Source organism: Pseudomonas sp. 13159349 (assembly GCF_013305685.1).
Classification (GTDB): Bacteria; Pseudomonadota; Gammaproteobacteria; order Pseudomonadales; family Pseudomonadaceae; genus Aquipseudomonas; species Aquipseudomonas asiatica.
This window is the reverse complement of sequence record NZ_CP045553.1, coordinates 2794341-2814237: the sequence shown is the minus strand read 5'-3', so window position 1 is coordinate 2814237 and position 19897 is coordinate 2794341. Positions and strand designations below refer to the sequence as shown.

Here is a 19897-nt window from a genome sequence, read left to right as displayed (position 1 = left end):
GGAACTCCTTCAGGAGAAAATTGCTCGTACCGGGGCGAAGCCATCGATCCATGCCGTATAGGTGTGACCGGACTCGACCGCGACCATTGGCCCCAGAGCGCCGGTCAGAACCACATCGCCGGCACGCAATGGCGTGCCCACTTGGACCAACGTGTCAGCAAGCCAACGCGCTGCGTTCAACGGGTTGCCAAGGCAGGCAGCTCCAGCCCCTTGCGATACAAGCTCTTCGCCACGCGCCATGCGCATCGACATACCGGCCAGATCAAGCTTCGACAGGCCAACAGGCTGAGTACCGAGTACGAACAAGCCCGATGAGGCGTTGTCTGCCACGGTGTCAACAAAGCGGATGTTCCAACCGGTGATACGGCTATCCACCACCTCGATTGCAGCAAGTGCATACGCTGTCGCGTCGATCAGGTCGGCGACTGTATGACGCTCCCGATCGAGGTCACGCTCGAGTACCAGGGCGATCTCAGCTTCGACCTTGGGCTGCAGAAGACGCGCAGTGTTGATCGGCTCGCCATCGACGATCGCCATGTCGTCCAGCAACGTGCCGAAGTCCGGCCGATCTACACCCAATTGCTTCTGCACTGCCGGAGAGGTAAGGCCGATCTTGCGACCGACGATACGTCGGCCGCCCTCCACCTGGCGCTGAACATTCACCTGCTGTACGGCATAGGCCAATAGCGCCTGGTCAACCTCGCTCTTCCCCTCGAAATATTCCCGCACCGGTGCACAGGGCAGCTTTTGCCGCTGCGCATCCCATAACAGGTTCGCAATCACGTTGGCTTCATTCATGAGGTGCTCCTCACTCCACCTGGCCGGACTTGAAGAACCGCAGCGCCAGAGTGTTGAACTCGTCGATCGACTCGTACTGCGGCCAATGCGCCGATTCGCCCTTGACGAAGTAGAGACTGCTGCCCGGCACCCTGGCCTGCGCCGCCTTGACCGACTCGGTGTCATGGATTGGGTTGTCATGCGTCCACAGGAACAGCGTGCCGGCCGGAAGCTTTTCCAGCGGGATCAGGTAGTCATCGTGATGCACAAGGATTTCGTTCAGCTTCGGCAGCATCGCTCGACTCTCCGGCTGCAAGTAGATGCGCAGACGCAGATTGATGAGCTCATCGTTCACCAGATGACGATTGTTGGGATGAATCAGCCATTGCAAGCGTGCCTGCACCGATTCATAAGTTGGAGTGTTGTCGATGTTGCGCCTGTTCAACGCGATGAAGTGCTCCAGGTCCGCTCGCCCCTTTTCGGTCACGATCGGGATACCAGCAGAAGTATTCAGCATTAGCCGCCCCACGCGCTGCGGGTACCTGGCGGCGAAATGACCGGAGACCCAACCACCCAGCGACTCGCCCGACAGGTGCGCTTTCTCGATACCGAGCGCATCCATCAGCTCGCCGAGTTGCTCGGCCAGCATGAGCGGGTCGTAGTCACGAACGGGTTTGCTGGACAGACCGTGCCCCACATAGTCGTACGCAATGACATGGAAATCCTTCGACAGCGGAATCAGGTTCTTTGCGTAGGCCTCCAGGTGGCCGTTGATGCCATGCAGGAAAATGATAGTTTCGGGGTTCCCCTTGCCCGCCTCGGCAATCCGGATCGTGCCGAAGCTTTTGGTGTCGACGAAACGGATTTCCGCGCCAAGCAGATCAAGCCAAAGACTCATAAATACCTCTCTATAGAAATTAAACGCACGACGACACAGCCACTGCTGACGGCGCAGCAGCGGTGTGAATGGCTGTTGAGATGGAGTGCCGGCGTAGCCGGAAGGAGGGTGTAGCCGTTAACGTTTGAGGGAGTGCTGGTTCATGAACGCACGCGCTATCTTCGACCACTGCTCGAATGTAAAGCTCGCGTATTCCGGATCGTTGCGCAAGAAGCGCCGGGTGGTCATGCCGCGATAGACACTCTGAGTGATGCTCAACACTGTGCGTGCAGGCTCTTCGTCCAGACCGGAGCGAGTCAACGCATCCAGCCATGCCTTCTCGATGGGCAGGCGGTACTTGCGGGCCATGATGCGCACCTTCTTCCGCAGCTCGGGATTGCTGTCGCCCAAGTTCAAGAGTGACATGGCAATAGTAAAGTTCGGCCCCAGATAGAACTTGGCCGACTCCTGCATCAGCGCATCCAGCACATCCTCCGAAGCCAGGTTGTCGATGACCTTCATGCTGACCTCCGTCGAGGCCTGGTACAGCGTCTCCAGTGCCGCAAGGACGAGGCTTTCCTTGGTCGGAAAATGATGCGATTGAGCCCCGCGCGACACCTTGGCGGCAATCGCCACCTTGTCGACACGGATTCCTGCGTAGCCGTTGTGCAACAGCTCGCTGATGGCGGCTTCGATTATCCGGGAGCGTGTTTCTTCGCGTCTCTCGGCCTGGGTTCTGCGTTGCGCGGGATATTTTGCCATCGAAGCTCGAGATATCCAGGGAGATTGATGGAGTCACGATTCGCTCACCCTTAATTGCGCGGCAAGCACGAGTCTCCGCTCCAGTCCTCGCCATGATTGCGTAACAGCGCATACCGAAAGTCATGGCCGTCCCCACTGTGGAACTGGGAATGCGGCCCCGCTGCCCAGGCTCTCCGGGTCATCCGCCGTCAGGTAATCCCACAGTCGCTCGAAGACCGCGCCCGAACTGACTTGTCTCGCATCGATCTCTTCAGCAGTCAGGCAAGCATCATCACGCTCGGCCACATCGACCATGGAGCGCACCAGCGTTTCGATGCGGGCGGCATCCTCCAGGCACCAAGCGAACCCGGTGGCCAGTTCGATGTTAGGCCCAACGGTCACCGCGCCATTGGCGCGCATGACCAGGGATGGGGCTTGTCCAAGGTGCGCCGCCAGCTCCGCCGCCAAAGCGTCGTCCCGCAATAAACGCGGATCGTCCCAGAAGCGGCACGCCGCATTGAATGCACCTACACCATGACGCGGCTTCGGCACGCTGCGCAGTGTGGAGAGTGCTACGACATGTGGCGGCATGAAGCGACAAATACCGCCCACGTCCGGACGTCGCCGGTAGATTTGCTGGTGGATGCGAACCTCGCCCAGCACACCGGGCGGTAGCGCCCCTTCGATCGGCACTATCGTCCCCGGCTCACCGACTTCGATACGGCCCATGGGGCGGGCCGCGCAGACCACGAAGGACTCTGCATCGATCCGGGCGCTGCAGTGCCCCCAGGCCTGAACCAGGCCATGTCGGCCCAACGCGCGCGCAGCCACGCGCACGCGCTGTTCAAGAGTGGAAATATCGACGCCGCTCATACAGGGTGCGCCCCCACATCGACGAAGATCTGCCCACCCTCGACTGTGACCGGCCAGCTTCGCAACGGGTGCTCACATGGCATCGCGCAGGCATGCCCTGTACGAATGTCGAAACGTCCGAAGTGCCAACTGCACTCGACCTCGTAGCCATCGAGCGAACCATCCTCCGACAAGGATGCCTCGCCGTGGGAGCAGATGTCGTCGGTGGCGAAGAACTCCCCGTTGACGCAGTAGATTGCCAGAGCGTGACCGGATGGCAGCTTGACGCGAAGAATCTCACCCTCAGCTACGTCATCGGTCGCGCACAGGCCCACGAGGTCAGTCAGGTCAACTGTCTCGATGATGTTAGTCATATCACTGTCCTCACAGCATTGTGCTGCCGCCGTTGACGCTGATTACCTGACCGGTGACGAAGGCCGCCTCCGGCTGAGCCAGGTAGCCAACCATCGACGCAACCTCTTCGATCTCGCCCACCCGGCCCATCGGAATGACATCCAGAAATCGCTGGGCGAGCTCGGGGTTGGCGTTCTTGATTCTGACCCACACTTCGGTGTTCACCGCGCACGGCGCAACCGTGTTCACCGTAACGCCCTGGCGGGCGAACTCGCGCGCCAGGCCGGTGGTCAGTCCGTGCATACCGCCCTTGGCTGCGTTGTAGGCCGCATGGTCCGGCAGACCGTTGCGTACCGAGTCGGCGCCGATGTTGATGATCCGACCGTACTGCCGAGCAAGCATGTCCGGCAGGAATACCCGGCTGCACCACAACGCAGTCCACAGGTTACGATCGATGGTGGCCTTCAAGGTCTCGGGTGTATGCTCCAGGAAAGGCCGGATCACACCGCCCCCCGCGCAGTTCACCAGTATCTGTACCGAACCGAAGCGCTCGACCGCAGCCCGGTGCAGTCCCTGGGCACCTTGCTCTTCAGAGAGATCGGCGGCATGCACCGCTATAGCGTCCGCATGCTTGGCGGCCAGACGCTCGCAAAGCAACGAGAGGCCCGACTCATCGATATCCGAGGCGGTGACCCGGGCCCCCAACCCCAGCAGCCGCTCGACGATCCCCAGACCGATACCGTGGGCTCCGCCCGTAACTACTGCGACCTGTCCCTCCAAGGGCAAGGCGTTTCTGCTCAGCGTGCTCATGCCAGTACCCCCTTTGCATGGGGTGTGGGCATCCGCTCGCGTTCGATCGGTCCGCTGCGACCGAACTGGCCGTCCGGCACTGCTCCCCATGCATCCAGCGACTCGGGCACAGGTTCCATGTAGCGCGGCGGACGAGCGCCGTGCTCAGCGAACTCCTCCATGCCGAAGCTGTACTCCACGGTGATGCCGTCGGGGTCGAGGAAGTAGAAAAAGACGCTGTCCGACGGCGGATGCCGACCGGGACCGAAGACCACCTTGATATCGTGCTGCTTGATGCGATACAGCGCCTTGCCGATATCGTCGATGTCCGTGACCATGAAATTGACATGATGGAAATGACTGCTGCTCGCTGGACCAACTGCGAACGTGTGGTGGAACGGATTGGGATGGCAACGCATGAAGACGATGCGGTCTTCGATCAGGTCCGAAACCCGAAAGCCGAAGTCATCAACCAGGGAATCGCGAGATCCTTCGAAGTTCTCGCTGCCAATCACCACATGGCCGATACGCGCGATCTTGGCCACTGTCGGAACGAACGGATTGCTGAGGTGCATGTTCCCGACAAACAGTTCGAACAGCAGTCCGCTGTGGCGTTCACGCACGCGGAAACCTAGTCCCTGCCTAAGCTGCTTGGCCTCCTCCGCCGATACCCAAGTGGGTTGCATGCCGCGCTGGTCGAAATGCTCGAAGGCGGCGCGCACGTCACTCTCTTGCTCCAGCTCGAAGCCCACACGCTTGAGACCGTGTCCGGGCGCCTGGTAGAGAACAATGTTGTGGTGGTCGCGACTGCAGCGAAAATAGGCGATGTCGCCATCCTGCTTCACAAGGTCGAGCCCGACGATGTCACGATAGAACGGCACTGACCTGGACAGATCGGTCACGTTGATCGCGGCATAGGCCAACTTCTTGTAGCGGAAGGGAAGTGTGATATCCATCGTTGTGCTCCGTTACAGAATGATGCTGACCCGGCCATGCGGGCGCAGCGCTTCGAGGTCCAGGAAACAGCGCTTCTCAACGATGCGCAGTTGCCCATCGATTCGACGCAACCGATAGTGCGTGCTACCGACATAGGCATCACTGTTGCCGAGCTTCATGCGGTAGGTCACGAAGGCGGAGGCCACCTGAATCTCTTCGGCATTGGCAGCCAGAATGCGGATATTGCTGACCAAGTGGCGCGTCCGTGAGCGCGGGTACTCGGCGTGAGCCGTCTTCTTCATCAGCCGAATCACCCGCTCGCGCAAGCGCACGGCGTCATCGGCGATATAAAACAGGCTGTCGTCGGCGCTGGCGGTGCGCGGCAGGTCGGTCGACGGCACGAAGTAGCTGCAGTCCTCGGTGAACAGGGCCAGCCAGTCGTGCAAATGCCAGGTATCCAGCAGTTCAGCCTCGTGATAAAGCAGGTCCTCCACTTCGCTGCGGGTGACGAAGGCGGCGAAGTCCTGGGACGATGGGATACGCAGAGGTTCTTTTTCTAGGGCAACGGCACTCATCGGCTTATCCTCAGGCCAAAGCGATGGTAGGTATGTATTGAACGCCGGAGTCGGGCGTGGGCGCGCCACCGATGAATTGGTTCCATCGCGTCCAGAAAGCACGCATCTGCAGCTCATCGTCGTAGTTGGCCGTTTCCTTGCCCATTCCCTTGGAAATGTCGCTCCACGGCACCAGTCGGTAGTTGCTGAAGCCGTTCTGGCAGGACTCCAGCGCTTCGACATCGTCCGGCGTTGCGAAACCGCCTGGGCCAAGGAACTCCAGGAAGTTGCTGAGGCGGTACTTGCGCGCCCAGTCGGACTCCTCGTTCGGCGCCAATGACCAACCGTTGACATGCATGTAGTTCGGCGCCTGCGGATAGAAGGTCCGCACCGTAATTGCCATGATGTCGTTGATGATGAGATTCGGGAAAATCAGCAGGTTGCGGTTCTTGTACGCCATGCGGTCGGCCATCTCCGCACCATGCAGTTCGACCAACCGTGCATAGATCTGGTCGATCTCTTGCTTGCCCTCCTCCCCCCAGATCGGAACCCAGGAGGCAATCGGCCGTCCCCAAGGAGCACTGAATTCAATTACCGCATGACCATTACCGAGGTCAGTGCTCTTGCCTTCGAGCTTGGCGCCCGAAAAGCCATCATTGATGTTTTTCAGGTAGTCGAGATAACTCGCGTGGGTGCTGACAGCGTGATAGCCGTCAATACTGTTCTCAACGAGCAATTTCCAGTTTGCACGGATGGCGTATTCCTGGGTGCCGGTGGTGATACCCATGCCGCTCTCGGAATACTTGGAAACCAGTTCGAGGTACTCCTTGGCTCCTGCCAAATAGTCGGGCAGTGGTTCCACCTCGGCATTGAAGCTGACGAAGCAAAAGCCGGCGTAGATGTCGAAGCGCGGCACCGGCACTAGGTTGCCCGCGCCGCCAGTAATGAAGTCAGCGCAATAGCGCTCCTTGCCAGGCTGACTCTTCAGGTTGCCATCGCAACCGAATACCCAGCCATGGTAGAAGCACTGGAAGTTCTTGGAGTTGCCTGATCGCTCACGGCAAACAGTGGCGCCACGGTGCGGGCAGGTATTGAAGAAAGCATTGATCGTCCGATCCGTTCCCATTGTCACCAGCAGGTTGCGGCGCGCGACAGTGCGAGTGACGAAATCGCCAGGCTTTTTGAACTCGGATGTGTGGCCAACATAAAGCCAGCAGCGGTCGAAGATCTTCTCGTACTCCTCGGCCAGGACCTCTTCGCTCACGAACGACTCGCGAGCCACACGGAACAAGAGGTTTTCATCGTCGATCTCTACCAGATTCTTGTCATTATTCATGGTGGTTTCCTCGTAGTTCAGACTGCATGCATTCAGACGGCACAGTCGCGTAATGGGATGGTTGGGTCAGCCAGCCGTTGCGGATCGACGCTACTGCGTTGCTTCACCCAACGACGTGCCACAGCCATGTCTTTTGGTGAGTTGACCGTCGCGCAACCGATGACCTGCTGATTGGCGTCGAGTCGAAAAACGCTGAAGACGTCTCCATGCTCATCCCCGCGGACAATCCGCCGGCCATTAGCCGCGTCCCCAACGACCTGCAAGTTGATCGGTCCTTGGTCAGACCAGAACCACACCGGGGCTTCGTAGGGCACCGCTTCGCCCATCAGGTTCTTGACCAGATTCAGTGCATGGTCCTGGGCGTTGGCCCAGGTCTCGATGCGCCCGAAACCTCCGCCATTGGGCTGTGAGGCGATATCGCCGGTGGCAAAGATGCCGGGAACGACAGTCTGGCTGTACGCATCGACCCGCACCCCAGTGGCATCGGTGATATCCAGGTGTTCAAAGCCCTCGATGTTCGGCGTTACACCGATACCGACCAGCACAGCCTCTGCGGGCACGGTGCCGCCGTCGGAAAGCCTGAGACGCCCATCGTCCAGCAACTCGGTGGCCGCCACGCCGTAGCGAATGTCCACCCCGTTTCGCCGGTGCGCCCGATCCAGATAAGCGGAAACCACCTCGTCCACGCTGCGCGACATGAGCCGGTCAGCAGCTTCGATCAGGGTCACCGGACAGTTCAGCGCACGCGCTGCAGCGGCAACCTCGAGTCCAATCACGCCTCCGCCAACGATCGCTAGTGACTTCCCTGCTTCAAGGTCGGCGCGCAAGCGCGCTGCATCTTCGAGCGTGCGCAGGTAGTGGACCCGATGTGCACCCTGAAATGCCGAGGACAGTCGGCGTGGCTGCACACCCGTGGCGATCACCAGCCGGTCAAAGGCAAGCTGGCGACCGTCATCCAAGACGATGCTGTGCGCCTGAGCGTCAGCACGGACCACTTTGCAACCGAGCTCCAAGAGAATGCTCTGCTCCTCGTAGTCAGCCCGTGTCTTGATCGACTTGTGAGCGCTTGCCTCTGGCCGCAGCATTTCCTTGGATAGCTGCGGCCTTTCATACGGCAAGTGGCTCTCCTCTCCCACTAGGGTGATTTCACCGGCGAATCCGTTGCGGCGCAGGCCGAAGGCCACCGTCGCCCCGGCCTGACCGGCACCGATAATCACGATCTTGCTGATGTCTTCGCCCATCGGATTGACCATCCTCTCTCGCTTGTATCGCACCCACGTACGTGGGTGTTTTTACTTATAATACAAACAGACCAGATTGTCTGTTTGTTTTCAAAAAAAATCATCCGCCTCGAATTCACCTGTCAAGTTGCTAGGGCCTTCTTGCCGCTTGACGGCGATTTACAACCGGATCCCTCACTAATTTCGAGCTAGCAGAGCCGTACCTCTCAGTTCCCCGCGTCCGGTCCACGTCTCAGGGCATGGCGAATCTCATCGAGTGCACTAGGGTCGTCAAGGGTGGACAAGTCCCCTGGATCCGCCTGCAGCGCCAGGGCTTGCAATGACCGACGAAGTAATTTGCCTGAACGCGTTTTCGGCAGGAGATTGACGATATACACCCGAGCAGGTCGCGCCACCGCCCCCAGACGGCTCTCTACCGCCTGGCGTATCTCTGCCGCAGCCTCTCGGCGCTGGAGTTCATCGGAAGCAGTCTTACGGAGCGTGACAAAGGCAACTGGTACCTGCCCCTTGATCTCGTCGGGGACACCGATAACTGCCGCCTCGGCAACGCGGGAAGCTTCCGCAGCGGACTCCTCGATTTCGCGAGTCCCCAGACGATGCCCAGCAACGTTGATGACATCATCGGTACGCCCAAGAATGTAGGTGTAACCGTCCTCATCCTGGACCGCCCAATCAAGCGAGCTGTAGACCTGCTCCTTGAAGTGCCCAAAGTAGCTACTACAGAAGCGATCATCATCACGCCAGATCGTCGTCATGAAGCCCGGTGGTAACGGCGGCTCAACGACAAGCATGCCTTTTTGATGCGCCGCGACAGGCGCCCCGCTGAGCTCATCAATCACCTTGATCCTGTAGCCCAAATTCGGCAGGCCAGCCGAGCCTAACTTCACAGGTTTCATTTCCAAGCCAGGATGAAGGGTAATCGCCGGCCAGCCAGTCTCGGTCTGCCAGTAGTTGTCGATGACTGGCTTGCCGAGTGCCCGACTGATCCAGTTAGCTGTCGGCTCGTCCAGGGGTTCCCCGGCCAGGAAGAGGTAGCGCAAGGCATTCAAGTCGTGCCGAGCAATGGCGTCGGTATTGAACCTCTTCAACACACGGACGGCCGTCGGTGAGGAAAACATGGTACGCACGGCATACCTTTCACATAGCGACCACCAGATGCCGGCATCCGGATGGGTAGGCAAGCCCTCATACAACAACGAAGTCGCACCGACGATTAGCGGCCCATAGACATTGTAAGAATGCCCGACCGCCCAACCGACATCCGAGGTCGAGAACATCACCTGCCCAGGAGCAACGTCAAAAACCGTCTCCATTGACAGCGCCAGGGCAACCGCATAGCCACCGACATCGCGTTGTACCCCCTTGGGTTTTCCGGTAGTGCCCGATGTGTAAAGCAGGTAGCTGGGATCGTTCGACTCCAGCCACTCCACTGACACCTGCGCATCACCAACAGCGGCGCGCAAAGTCGCGTAGTCTTCGTCACGCCCCGGTACCCAGGTCAGCTCTGGCTGCAAACCACGAGACACTATCAGCACCTTGGGTGGCGGTGACTCCGACTCCGCACAGGCTTGGTCCACCAGTGGTTTGTACGGAATGACCCGGCCACCGCGCATCCCTGCATCGGCAGTAATCAGCAACTTAGGCTGCGAGTCGTCGATGCGCGCCGATAAGTTACGCGCAGCGAAGCCGCCAAAGACTACGGAGTGGATCGCCCCGATCCTCGCACAAGCAAGCATGGCGAAAACTGCCTCAGCCATGTTCGGCATGTAGATGACGACTCGGTCACCCTTTTCTACGTTGAGTCGCTTGAGTACTGCGGCGAAGGTATTAACTTCCCGATACAGCTGCGCATAGGTGATCTCCTGGGTAACTCCTGTTTCCGAGGAAACAGCTACCAACGCCAACTGTTCGGCACGCTCTGGCAAGTGGCGATCGAGGGCGTTGAAGCAGAGGTTGGTCTGACCACCAACAAACCATTGTCGGAAGGGTGGGTTCGACGCCTCAAGGATTCTCTGCGGCTGAACGTGCCAATGGATGCGCTGCGCTTGTTCGGCCCAGAAACTCTCAGGATCGTCCACGGAATGACGATAGAGATTAAGATAGCGATCCTCCTTCTTTGCTCCGTCCGGACGGATCAATCCACTCGAATAGCTCATATTCTTCTTTCCTTCACATGAATGAAGAGAGTTTCTATGGCTACGACCTAGAAACTCTTGGTATAGGAAATCGATGTAACTATCTGCGAATGCGATACTTCGATGGGCTTGTCGGTGATCGGCAGGCTGTCATTGGATACTTTCTTCTTGAATCCGTAGGCCAGAGAAAAATCGACTACATCCTCAGGGCTGAAGGCATATGAAAAGCCTCCCGAGAGACTGGTAGTCGGTGTCGAAGGAATGATTGGCATTGTACCACTTGAAGGGTTGGCCAGTTGGGCATAGTGCACGCCCGCTCGAAACACCCAGTTCGCACCGTAGCGGTATTGCGCTCCCAACGAATACACGTTGGTGTCCCGATAATTGAAAGGCAGTTTCAGATTGATAGTGTCGCCCGTGGCTTTCTGCTTGAAGTTGACTTCTATGTCATCCATGACATCGCTCCAGTAGACACGCTTGTAGTCGAACGCAACAGCAAACTGATCACTGAATTCGTGACTGATGCCCGCAACGAGAGATGCTGGCATCTCGAAGTTATGTAGCTTGAGTTCACCCGAGAGAGGGATATTACCCGCGACAGCGCTTACTGCCGTCAAATCGGCATTGCCAGACAGGTCTCCAACATGGGTCTTGAAGTTGTATACAATCCCCACCCGTGTTTTTGGGGTCAACTGATAGGTCAGACCAAGCCGGCCACCTATGCCCCAGGAGTCCACGCCACCACCGCTGGCACGGTGATTGTCCGCGGATAGATAACCTGCCGACAGCTCCGGCACGCTCAGCAACGCTGGCATCAATGAGCCGGACACCTGGCCTTGTCCAACCAATGTACCAATCTGTGTGGTATCCAGTAGGAGTCCCAAGTTCACCGACGTCCACACAGCATCCAACGATGCCCCGACGGACAACTTCTCGTTCACCTGGTAAGCCGCAGAGAACGGTATCCGCAAAACTATCAGACGGGAGTAGTTTTCCAGCCCTGTATTAAGATTATTGGTCGTGGTACGCGAGAGAAAGCTGGTGTCTCCAAACTGGGTTCCAACCCCATCGGAAGCAAAAGCACCGACTCCCAGCGCATATCGCTCACCACGCCACACCAAAGAAAGCTCAGGCGCCACGTAAGGCCCGTTGTTGCGCCCACGACTATGGGAGTCGGCTTTTTCGCCGGTAGCGGTATTCTTGACTTCCAATTCCGCAGTAATGATGTCCATTCCCAGCCCCAGATGCATACCTTCTTGCATCTGAGTAAGCGTTGCCGGGTTCAGCATCATACCTTGTGCCCCGATATTGAAGGCTGCACCAATCCCCCCCATACCTTGGGAAACCGGTCCAACCCCGACGAGGTTGAAAGCATCTGTTGCAGACGCAATACCACAGTACAAGCACGTCAAAATGCCGCAGGCACTTAAGCTGTATATTGTTTTTTTCATCAGCTAGTCCTTATTTTATTATATTGCAATTAGCCTTTAGGAGTTCCGGCCGTCCGTAAACTTGTCATAAAAGACTCTTTCCAACGGTATGCCTTGCTCCGCAAGACGAGAGATGGCGGCATCTATCATCGGTGGAGGTCCACAGAGATAACCCTCTGCCCCCTCGCAGAAATCAGCAGCAATATGCTCGGTCACAAGGCCACGTGCGCCGGTCCAGTTACTGCATTCCTGTTCATGCGAAAGCACCGGAATAAAACGAAAATCACCTTGCCAGTTGGCAGCGATATTGCTGATTATATCGAGTTGATATAGATCATCCTGAGTGCGTGCGCCAAACAACAACGTACAGTCTCGCTTGATACGATTTGCTCGCGCGTGCTGTAGGATACTTATCAGTGGTGCCAAACCACTGCCTCCAGCGATACACACCATCGGCGCATCACCGCCATGCAAGTGGAAGGTACCTTGGGGAGCCTCCATTTCCAGTGGCCGACCATCCAACTCGCCACGGAACAAGGCTTCGGTGAATTCGCCTCCTGGCACCTTGCGGATATAGAACTCAAGGGTGCTCTGCCCCTTGCGTTGCGGTGCATTGGCGAATGAATAAGAGCGGAAGCGAGAGGAACCCGGGACACGCAAGTTCGCATACTGGCCGGCCAGATAGTGCACTGGTCGATCCGACTGGATCACTACCTTGAGAATGTCGTGAGTGAGCGGCTCCGTCGCTACAATAGTGGCAGCGAACTGCTCGGTTGCCGGCTGATCGGCCGACGGCGGGTCAATCTCAACTACGGTGAGTTCATCACGCGGAAACGCTTGGCAGGCCAGAATGTAGCCCGCATCCAGCTCAGCCTTTGACAAGGTGTAACCAAACGGAGTTGCCTCTCGAACACGCCCCTGCTTCAGGCGCGTCTTGCAAGAGGCGCAGGTACCAACCGTACAGTCGTGAGGATAGGCAATACCATTGGCCAACACAGCCTCCAGCAGCGTTTGCCCCGGATTAAGCGAGATCGTTATGTCCTGAGGCAGGATTCGCAGTTGTTTCTGCACTGCCTTGCCGAAGATGGATTGAAAGAAACTTCTCATTGAAACCTCGCGAGAGAGACATCAGTCAAATTGGGCGGAAGAAGGTGTGCCTATACAGCCCCCATGAGGCTGCCAAGGCCGGTGCCACGCCGATTAACGATGCCAGGTTGGCGCCCTTTGGGCGCTTTCCGCCAAGATCAGTGCTCGACTCGGTGCAAACTGCACAACCGCGCAGCGCCAAGTGTTCACTCAACCGATCCCGATAACTCATCTACCTCGGAGACTGACACTCCAGGAGTCAGCCTCCAAGACCAACAGAGATGGGACATCAGACAGTCGACGGGCTGTGGCCAATCACTCATTTCTGGATTTTCCAGCGTGGGACAACACTTACTCCATGTGATCAGCCGCGAGCCAAGGAAGGACCATCAGGCTGACTGCCACGCCCTCCCTGATCATTGAACCAATCATCCCATCCCGCCTCACGATTCTGCTCCTGCGCAAGGCGCCGCTCGGCCGGTGATGCATATTCGTTGTCCCAGCGTTTGAGCGCAGGTTTGATGATCGCTCGATACCAAAGGGGTGGAATGAAGCCCGACAGGAAGCATGCGATGATGCTTGGTATGATGATCGCCTCACGATCCGGCACCAGCTTGTAATATGGGATGTAGGAGTTGAGATGGTGGTCTGCGTGGTTGGTGATTTCAAACGCATACAAGCGTGAGAGCGTTCCAAAGTGATTCCAGACGTGCCGCTTTTCGATGGGCATGCCGACCAAACGGACTTGGCCGTAATGCTGGTAGTAGTTGAATGCCTCAACCCAAAAACGAGCGATGATCATCGAGATCGAACAAAGACCCACCGCCATCCCACCGCCAATGGCATAGATGCACCCCAGGAACACTACAATGGCCAGCAGCGCGCGCCAGACCGAGTGACGGATCGAATAGCGACCGTAACCGCGTTTCTCCAGATTGTCTGCATCCAGCTTCAGCTCCCAGCGGACGGACTCCACCACTGCACGAACGACGAATCTGTACAGATTCATACCGCGTGCCGCAGTATCAATGTCCTCAGCCGTCCCCACGTCGCGGTGGTGGCCGACTACGTGCACTTCCATGCGCATGACATCGAGAAATACGATCTGGCCATAGCGCCCAACAAAGCGAGCCAACCGCCCGCGCGAGTGATACAACTCGTGGGTTGCAGGAACGCCAGGCACAACCGAAAGCCATGCCAACCCCAGCACACCGGCTGCCATTTGCAATCCGGTCAGATCGTTATTTGCTACCGACCACGCGAAGCCGAAGTACATGAACGGCAATAACAGCGTCGAAGCCCAGATCGGCAAGTAAGCCCAGAAATGGTTCTTCATTCGGCGCTCAGATAGATCGAGCGGCAGCAGCATGTCAAGGATGGCAATGGCCGGAAAAGCCCCAATTGCAATCCAAGTGTAATGACCACCCCAATAGAACCCCAGAATCGCAAAGACTTGTACCAGGGGTGCGAAGTAGTACTTGATGTATTCCCACATGATCGGTCTCCTTAAGCGGACGTGACGTCCTCGCACGCGAGGGCAGGATTTCGTTCAGTCATCGAGTAGTGCGCAGACCGTCTTAGTCTCTGTATAGGCAGACAGCCCTTCCTCCGAGACCTCGCGCCCCCAGCCTGACTGCTTGAATCCTCCAAATGGTGCAGCTGGATCGATCACACCGTGACAGTTGATCCACACCGAACCCGCCTGCAAGCGGTGCGCGACCCGGTGGGCCTTCTTGATGTCCCGCGTCCAAATATTGGCGGCCAAGCCATAAGCTGTGTCGTTGGCCATCCGGATCGCCTCGGCTTCATCTTTAAATCGGATGACACTGACTACAGGCCCGAAAATCTCTTCTTGAGCGATCCGCATTGATGGGGCTGCGTCGGCAAAAACAGTGGGCTGGAGGAAATAGCCTTTCTCTCCGACTGACTTCCCGCCACAGACCAGCCTTGCGCCCTGCTCTATCCCAGACTGCACATAGCCCATCACCCGCTCTTGCTGTTTGCGAGACACCAACGGCCCCAACAGAGTGTCCGGATCCAAGCCATTGCCGACCTTGAACTGTGCCGCCGCCGCCGCCACAGCTTCGACCACTTGGTCATACACGCTGTCCTGGACGAACAGCCGACTGGCGGCGAAACAGATCTGTCCCGAGTTGAAGAAGACTGCGAGTGCAGCCCCCAGACCGACTTGGTCCAGATCCGCGTCGGCAAATACGATGCTCGGCGATTTGCCGCCAAGCTCAAGGGTGACACGCTTCATATTGCCCAGCGCGTACTCGACAATCTTCTTGCCAACTACTGTCGAGCCTGTGAAGGTGATCTTGTCGACCCCCGGATGACGCGCCAACGCTTCGCCCGCTTCGTGCCCATGACCATTGACGATGTTGAGCGCGCCTTCTGGCAGCCCCGCCTCAAGGCACAGCTCTGCAAGCCGGAGAGTGCTCAGAGGCGTGAGTTCTGTGGGCTTCAGCACCATGGTGCAGCCGGCAGCCAGCGCCGAAGCGATCTTCCACGAGCCCAGCGCAAGCGGGTAGTTCCAAGGCGTAATGGCACCAACTACACCAATCGGCTCACGTCGGGTATAGGTGTGGTATTCACGCCCATCGAATGAAATTGGAGGGGTCGTCCCTCCAAGTTTGGAACACCAACCACCCATATAGCGGAAGACGTCGATTGTCGAAGGCAGGTCGATGGCCTTGGCGAACGTCAAGGCCTTGCCGGTATCCAGTGACTCCAGATACGCCAATTCGTCAGCATGCTCTTCAATCTTGCGTGCGACGTTCTCCAGGATCCGACCACGATCGATCGGACGAATTTTCCGCCAGGCTGGCGACTCGAATGTAGCGCGCGCGACCCGTACCGCTTCGTCGATATCTTCGTGTCGGCCCTGCGGAATATGGGCGATGATTTCCTCGGTAGCGGGATTTTCGACAGTAATGGTCTCGCCGGAAATCGAGCCCTTCCACTGCCCGCCGATAAGATTACGATTGCGGAACCCGGCCGGATCCACATTGAATTTCGAGCTAGCGCTCATAAGCTGACTCCCAAATCACAACTAAGGATGAATGTCGTGGCGAATGACGCTCAGAGGCTCATGTAAATGCCGCCATCCACCACAATGTTCTGCCCGTTTACGTAGGAGGCTTCGTCGCTAGCCAACCAAAGCGCCACTCCCGCAATATCTGCCGGCACTTGCGGTCGATCGATTGCCCGCATGGACGCAGAAACGCCCTCGAACTGCTCATGCTGCTGAGCGTTTGCGAGCGCATTTTCCGAATGGGTGTAGCCGGGAGAGATGGAGTTGACGCTGATCCCTGCCTTGGTCGTCGCAAATTCGCGCGCCATGGCACGTGTCATCGCCGCAACAGCGCCCTTGCTGGAAACGTAGTGCAACATGAAGGGCGCTCCGATGTGAGCGATTACTGAGGCGATGTTGATGATCTTGCCACCACCACCCTCGCGCATCGCGGCCGACACCGCACTGGCGCACAGCCAGGGCCCCTTGACATTGACACTGTAGAGCTTGTCCCAATCCGCAACCGAGATCGATTCCATCGGGACATAGTTGAGACCGGTGAAGATACCGGCATTGTTGACGAGCACGTCGATCTTGCCGAAGCGATCCAGTGCTGCCTTTGCCATCTGCTTGGTGCTATCAGGATCCGAAACGTCGGCAAAGACACCCAACGCTAGGTCTTCACCCAGTTCCGCCGCGGCTGCCTCAGCACCTTTCACATCAGCAATGACCACCTTCGCACCCTCAGCAAGGTAAGAGCGCACGATAGCGTTGCCAATCCCGGTTGCCGCACCAGTCACGATTGCGACTTTGTCTTTCAGTCTCATGGCAGTCTCCTTTGATTGTTTTTGTACCCTGCTGTGGAGATAATACAGACAGGTTGGTTTGTTTCTTTCTTGTCGCGATCATCCGGCTGAAAAACTCCTGAGTCAATGATTTTTTTTGGAGGACGGAGGTACCGTCCCTGCGAGGCACGAGACCCACTCCGTGTGCTAGGTAGTAGACAACCGGAAGGTAGAGCAACCCGGACGATGAACCGCCGCGATGGTCTGCGATTCATCAACGAAACCGTAATAGTCAAGAGAGCGAGGTTCCGATGAGTCACTGGATTACGATGGTAACTCCCCACGGCCCCATGAATGGATGGTCTGCCGAGCCTGACGACAAGCCCGTAGGTGGCGTGGTTCTGGTCCACGAATTCTTCGGCGTCAACGGCGACATGCGTCAAATTGCCGAACGATATGCCGAGGATGGCTACCTGACGGTGGTGCCCGCACTTTTCGATAAAATCCAACGTGAGGTCGAACTCGGCTACGCCCCAGAGGACATCCTGCTAGGCAGCAGGTTGGCAACTGAGATCGGTCTGGAGACAGCCGCAGAACTGGTTGCGACTACCGTCGACGCGATAGCTCACGCTGGAAATGTGGCGATCGTGGGCTACGGCTGGGGCGGAGCTGTAGCTCTGCGAGCAGCACAAACGCTATCAGCACCCTGTATCGTTTATGGCGGTGTACACGACGTCTTTTGGCCCTGCGAGCAATCGAGCATTCCGATACTCGTCCATTCCAGTAACGATGCCCTTGGTAGAGAGTCCCTTCTCCGCGAAAAAGTGCTGAATCTGAATGTGCTGACCTACCCTGTGGAGAGTGGTTTCTACCGAGTAAGCGATGCGCAGCGCCATCAATCCGAATGCGCAGATTTGGCGTTACGGAAATCACTGGAGTTTCTACGAGCCCACATCCGTGGAAAAGCACACTGATCGGCTGATCTGGAGTATCCGCCGGGGTAATGGCTCGCTGCCCAGCGATTGCTCCAAGGGGCCTCATCTGGCCGGGGCTCCAGCACGGAACTGAAATGGAGCTGGGCGCCGAGCAACCTCAGGCTTTGTACTGGGTCTCCCCTGTCAACGCGTGGATTCAGGTAGCGCGATCACAGTGCTGTAGCACCTGCAATTAGCCCATCGATGCGTCGCCTTTGCTTGCCCACCCAGGCACAATTACCAGCATGACTGCCTCGCCCTACCCCCGACCAGATGACTCCTGACCAAGTGCGGACACTAGCCGCGCTGTTGATGTCGCAAGGGCCAGCAGGTCGATACGATGGGCAAGAAGATCCAGCGCATCGAAGCGGTCAACGAACAGCTGCCACACGAGATCGCGCTGCTCAAGCGTCACAAGTTTGCCAAGCGCAGCAAACAGCTGAGCCTTGCCCTAGGCCGCTTGCTGAAAGACCTGATCGACACCAACATCGCCGCCATTGAAGCCGAGCTGAGGGCGTTCAACCCGCCGACAGCCCCGGCTGAGCTCTCAGGAGAAGAGATCAGTTGGGCGCCTTTGCGGAACGCACCATGTTCTCTTTAGACCATAGCGATAGCCAAAAAGAACATCAGGATTTGCATGCCCGCCTCGATCACGTGCGCTGACCGGAGAAAGAGGCCAGTCTCGGGCTGCTTCCAGAGAGTGCCACTCGTCTGCATGACACGTATCAAACAGGCCACTCATCCGCTTCATCAGCGAGCGGATTACCCGCTGGCACGAATAGTCTGAGATGATACTAAGCAGTGCTTCCACTGGGTGATATCGGCTCCGTGCATGGCAATCGAGAGTTCTCGTTAGCTGGAACTGATATCGTAAACCTCGCGCTGCCACACTAGACATTTCAACAAAGCTGCTAGCGCTTGAATTTCGCGTACCGCTCTCGCGCAATTTCGAGTGTCGAGTTCCTGACACGCTCAAAGCGTTCTTTGTCCTTCTGCCATAGGCTACGAACAGCAAGCCCACGCACCGAATTGAATATCAACCAAAGGATATCTTCTGCATCATCACGCGAAAGACCACGGCTCACCAGAACACCAAGCCACATATCCTCGACGACAAACCGATTCCTCTCTACCGTGCGCTGAATACCCTCGCGTAACGCTGGATCCCGGTCGGCAGCCACAATCAAATCAAGGCTGATAGAGAAGTCATCGTCGAGGAAAAATTCGGCGGCGTCGTCCAGCATTTGCTGGATGACGTCATCCTCTGGCTTCAATTTCGCTAATCGAGCCCGACTGCGTTCGGTGATCTGTTCGTAAAGCCATTCAAAAGTGGCAAGCAGAAGCTCAAGCTTTGTCGGGAAATGATGGCTCTGCGCTCCTCTCGAGACACCTGCAGCACCGGGCACATCTGCGATCCGGAATCCCGCGTAACCTTTTTCCCGTAAAACCCCCAGGGCCGCTGCAATCAACTTGCCCTGGGTCTCCATTGCGCGCTCTGCCTGTGTTCTTCTCTTTGGACTCATGATCACCATCTTTCTGTACTAATCGTCGTCGAGATTGAAGTCTGCTTGACACCCTCGACCTGAAAGCCCTCTGCCAAGCAAGGCACTACAATACTGCACTGGCTCAATTTATGCTCAAGACCTGCTCGTTGATAATGAGGATGCCGATCAGGTCACATCGATAACATGCTTCGCGAACGGCAGATCAATTTCCTGTTCCCCGCTCAAGTGCAGCGGTCTGGACAGGACAGCAGCATACCAATTCCGCACTAAGCCGCTGGCATTGCGTTGGCCAGGGTTGCAGTAGGCATCGAGCAAGCGCCGGGCAATGCGCAGCTCGCCCTTGAAGTTCTACCCCATTAGCGCAGTATTGCCCCGCTGGTCCTGAGCGCAGGGATCGGCGCCCGCCGTAAGCAGTTGCTCCACCGCCTAGCCCTGGCCATGATAGGCGGCAAGGATCAGGCTAACCCACATCAATTCCTATTCGATGTACTCAGGGCGTTTTCACACAG

Annotated in this window: 18 protein-coding genes and 2 pseudogenes; 2 read left to right on the top strand and 18 right to left on the bottom strand. The window is 57.5% G+C overall.

Annotated features, from left to right (window positions below; translation table 11 throughout):
* Nucleotides 1-9 precede the first annotated feature (9 nt).
* The 16 genes from GEV38_RS13235 to GEV38_RS13160 all read right to left on the bottom strand — a co-directional run bounded on the left by GEV38_RS13235 (nt 10) and on the right by GEV38_RS13160 (nt 16951).
* Nucleotides 10-798, bottom strand: a complete 789-nt coding sequence (locus GEV38_RS13235; RefSeq protein ID WP_012052609.1) for a 2-keto-4-pentenoate hydratase — start codon at nt 796-798, stop codon at nt 10-12.
* A gap of 10 nt (nt 799-808) precedes the next feature.
* Nucleotides 809-1675 (bottom strand): alpha/beta fold hydrolase, encoded by an 867-nt coding sequence (locus tag GEV38_RS13230; protein WP_012052610.1) that lies wholly within the window; start codon nt 1673-1675, stop codon nt 809-811.
* Nucleotides 1676-1792: 117 nt separating this feature from the next.
* Nucleotides 1793-2416, bottom strand: coding sequence for a TetR/AcrR family transcriptional regulator (locus GEV38_RS13225; protein ID WP_012052611.1), 624 nt, complete (start codon nt 2414-2416; stop codon nt 1793-1795).
* A gap of 120 nt (nt 2417-2536) precedes the next feature.
* Nucleotides 2537-3268, bottom strand: a complete 732-nt coding sequence (locus GEV38_RS13220; RefSeq protein ID WP_012052612.1) for a class II aldolase/adducin family protein — start codon at nt 3266-3268, stop codon at nt 2537-2539.
* Entirely contained in the window at nt 3265-3621 is a 357-nt protein-coding gene (locus tag GEV38_RS13215) for a non-heme iron oxygenase ferredoxin subunit (RefSeq protein ID WP_012052613.1), read from the bottom strand. The genes GEV38_RS13220 and GEV38_RS13215 overlap by 4 nt, the downstream gene beginning before the upstream one ends.
* Nucleotides 3622-3631: 10 nt before the next feature.
* Complete coding sequence (locus tag GEV38_RS13210) at nt 3632-4411, bottom strand: SDR family oxidoreductase (protein WP_012052614.1); 780 nt, start codon at nt 4409-4411, stop codon at nt 3632-3634.
* On the bottom strand, nt 4408-5346 hold the full coding sequence (locus GEV38_RS13205; protein WP_012052615.1) for a VOC family protein: 939 nt from the start codon (nt 5344-5346) through the stop codon (nt 4408-4410). The genes GEV38_RS13210 and GEV38_RS13205 overlap by 4 nt, the downstream gene beginning before the upstream one ends.
* 12 nt (nt 5347-5358) lie before the next feature.
* Nucleotides 5359-5901 (bottom strand): aromatic-ring-hydroxylating dioxygenase subunit beta, encoded by a 543-nt coding sequence (locus tag GEV38_RS13200; protein ID WP_012052616.1) that lies wholly within the window; start codon nt 5899-5901, stop codon nt 5359-5361.
* A gap of 10 nt (nt 5902-5911) precedes the next feature.
* Nucleotides 5912-7216: a Rieske 2Fe-2S domain-containing protein gene (locus GEV38_RS13195; protein WP_012052617.1), complete on the bottom strand. Its 1305-nt coding sequence runs from the start codon at nt 7214-7216 to the stop codon at nt 5912-5914.
* Nucleotides 7217-7248: 32 nt separating this feature from the next.
* Nucleotides 7249-8457, bottom strand: a complete 1209-nt coding sequence (locus GEV38_RS13190; protein WP_012052618.1) for an NAD(P)/FAD-dependent oxidoreductase — start codon at nt 8455-8457, stop codon at nt 7249-7251.
* Between the two features lie 206 nt (nt 8458-8663).
* On the bottom strand, nt 8664-10613 hold the full coding sequence (prpE, locus tag GEV38_RS13185) for a propionate--CoA ligase (RefSeq protein WP_012052619.1): 1950 nt from the start codon (nt 10611-10613) through the stop codon (nt 8664-8666).
* 47 nt (nt 10614-10660) lie between these two features.
* Nucleotides 10661-12043: an OmpP1/FadL family transporter gene (locus tag GEV38_RS13180; RefSeq protein WP_012052620.1), complete on the bottom strand. Its 1383-nt coding sequence runs from the start codon at nt 12041-12043 to the stop codon at nt 10661-10663.
* A gap of 36 nt (nt 12044-12079) precedes the next feature.
* Nucleotides 12080-13129, bottom strand: coding sequence for a 2Fe-2S iron-sulfur cluster-binding protein (locus GEV38_RS13175; protein ID WP_012052621.1), 1050 nt, complete (start codon nt 13127-13129; stop codon nt 12080-12082).
* Nucleotides 13130-13472: 343 nt separating this feature from the next.
* A complete protein-coding gene (locus GEV38_RS13170) occupies nt 13473-14603 on the bottom strand; it encodes an alkane 1-monooxygenase (protein ID WP_012052622.1) in 1131 nt (376 codons plus the stop codon).
* A gap of 54 nt (nt 14604-14657) precedes the next feature.
* Nucleotides 14658-16142 carry an aldehyde dehydrogenase family protein gene (locus GEV38_RS13165; RefSeq protein ID WP_012052623.1) on the bottom strand — a complete coding sequence of 495 codons (1485 nt, stop codon included), beginning with the start codon at nt 16140-16142 and terminating at the stop codon, nt 14658-14660.
* Nucleotides 16143-16192: 50 nt separating this feature from the next.
* Nucleotides 16193-16951: an SDR family NAD(P)-dependent oxidoreductase gene (locus tag GEV38_RS13160; protein WP_012052624.1), complete on the bottom strand. Its 759-nt coding sequence runs from the start codon at nt 16949-16951 to the stop codon at nt 16193-16195.
* A 269-nt stretch (nt 16952-17220) separates the two neighbouring features.
* Between GEV38_RS13160 and GEV38_RS13155 the strand changes: the two genes are divergently transcribed.
* Entirely contained in the window at nt 17221-17883 is a 663-nt protein-coding gene (locus tag GEV38_RS13155; protein WP_012052625.1) for a dienelactone hydrolase family protein, read from the top strand.
* A gap of 273 nt (nt 17884-18156) precedes the next feature.
* Nucleotides 18157-18427 (top strand): annotated as a pseudogene (locus GEV38_RS13150) (IS66 family transposase); the annotation flags it as partial.
* Nucleotides 18428-18794: 367 nt separating this feature from the next.
* Here the strand turns inward: GEV38_RS13150 and GEV38_RS13145 are convergent.
* Nucleotides 18795-19406: a TetR/AcrR family transcriptional regulator gene (locus GEV38_RS13145; protein WP_158491109.1), complete on the bottom strand. Its 612-nt coding sequence runs from the start codon at nt 19404-19406 to the stop codon at nt 18795-18797.
* Between the two features lie 216 nt (nt 19407-19622).
* A pseudogene (locus GEV38_RS27715) lies at nt 19623-19856 on the bottom strand (ankyrin repeat domain-containing protein); the annotation flags it as partial.
* Between the last annotated feature and the right edge of the window lie 41 nt (nt 19857-19897).